This window comes from Pedobacter ghigonis (genome assembly GCF_903166585.1).
Lineage (GTDB): Bacteria > Bacteroidota > Bacteroidia > Sphingobacteriales > Sphingobacteriaceae > Pedobacter > Pedobacter ghigonis.
On the sequence record NZ_CAESCM010000035.1, the window covers coordinates 1 to 1905 of the forward strand.

The 1905-nt window shown below is 46.0% G+C and carries 1 protein-coding gene; it reads left to right on the top strand.

From position 1 onward, the window contains the following. The first annotated feature begins 551 nt into the window (after positions 1-551). Positions 552-1826: a group II intron reverse transcriptase/maturase gene (gene ltrA / locus HWV58_RS24215; RefSeq protein WP_217707067.1), complete on the top strand. Its 1275-nt coding sequence runs from the start codon at positions 552-554 to the stop codon at positions 1824-1826. Positions 1827-1905 lie beyond the last annotated feature (79 nt).

A 1905-nucleotide genomic window follows, 5' to 3' on the forward strand; every position in this document is an offset into this window, starting at 1 on the left:
TTAGAGTCCCGAACACGCTTAGCAGTAGGAAGTGTTAGCTAGAGACAAGGGTGTCGTGGGTGACTGCGAATCTGAAGGAAGTCCGCGGCAAATATGGGGGCTTACGAACAGAAACTGTATACGAGGCGGATTTAGTCCGGGTGATGTTGCTAAACAAACAGAAGCCCAATACTGCACGGGGACTAGTACGTAGATACAGAGGCCACATCCATAGGAAGTAGATTGTCTTACCCCGGGAGATCTGAATGAGTTCTGTCAATTGTAAGCGCGATTACAGGAGAAGAAACATTTAGTAGAGATGCTAAATGCCTCAATCAGAAGTCAGCAGCGGTCGTAGTACTGCATTTTTTTTTTCGGATGCAGAAAGGGCCAAATGTTAGGATGGCAAAGGAAACAGGAAGTTTATGGCAGAGCGTTTACAGCGGAACCACATTAGAGAACTGCTTATATGAGGGTAGGGCGGAATCCGAGAGTAAATTATAAGAGGAGCTGAGCTGAGCCGTGCAACCAATGTGCACAATGCCTGGGAAGGAGTTTTTTTTTTTAGTATTATGCTTGAAGAAATATTAGACATCCGAAATGTACAAAGAGCCTTTAGGCAGGTTACTGCCAATAAGGGTGCTGGTGGTATTGATGGTATGCAGACCGATGAACTTCGCGACTACCTGAATACGAGCTGGCAGGCATTACGGGCTAATATTTTAAAAGGCGATTACCGGCCAAACGCTGTGAGAAAGGTAGAGATACCCAAAAGTAGCGGAGGTAAGAGGATGCTTGGCATCCCAACGGTCATTGACCGGTTGATCCAGCAGGCCATCTCTCAATGGCTGAGCCCCAAGTACGAGGGCGACTTTTCCTCTGATAATTATGGTTTTCGGCCAGATCGCAATGCCCGTCAGGCAGTGCTAAAGGCTCAGAAATACCTTAACACAGGCTATACCTGGATTGTAGAACTTGACCTGGATAAATTCTTTGACCGGGTAAATCATGACAAACTTATATACCTGCTCTCATTAAAGATAAAAGATAAGCGGACATTGAAGCTTATCGGTCTTTACCTGAATGCGGGAATCATGGAGGATGGATTGGTCAGCCCAAGAAGAGAAGGTATGCCACAAGGCGGTCCATTAAGCCCGTTATTATCAAATGTGATCCTTCACGAACTTGATGCGAAGCTCGAAGAGCGTGGGCATCGGTTCGTACGTTATGCTGATGATTGCAGTATCTATTTAAGAAGCAGGAAATCGGCACAGCGGGTACTGGCAGGTATTTCAGTCTATCTGGAAGAGGGGCTGAAACTGAAGGTTAACAGGATGAAGAGTAAGGTGAGCAGGCCTAGCCAAAGTAGTCTGCTTGGGTTTTCATTCTATGGTAGCAAAGAGGGATGGAAGATGCGAATTTCATCCAAATCTCTAAGAGCGATCAAAGAGAAAATAAGTGAGCAGACCAAACGGAGTCAGCCCGTTCCATTGCATCAACGGATATCAAAGCTTAAGGAAATCATTCATGGTTGGGTCAACTACTTCTCTATTGCAAATGCAAAGGGATACATGGAAAAACTGGACGAGTTGATGAGAACCAGGCTGCGGATTGTGTTGTGGAAACAATGGAAGGGTATAACGGGCAGAGCGAGGAACCTGATGAAGGTGGGCGTAGTGAAATCAAGGGCTTATCAGCTGGCCAATACTCGCAAGGGATATTGCAGGTCTGCAAACAGCCCGACACTACGTACGACACTTGACAAAAAGTTCTTTTTGAGGCTTGGGCTTGACGGATTTGGTAATTATTACTATTGGAAAACGACACACCAAACGAAGTTATTCTGACAAACCGCCGTATACCGAACGGTACGTACGGTGGTGTGAGGAGACAGCAGGGAAACTAATCCCCTGCTTCTTACTCGAT

Bases quoted from the DNA above. Each gene is read 5' to 3' on its own strand.
- ltrA (WP_217707067.1), top strand. From the start codon at position 552: ATGCTTGAAGAAATATTAGACATCCGAAATGTACAAAGAGCCTTTAGG.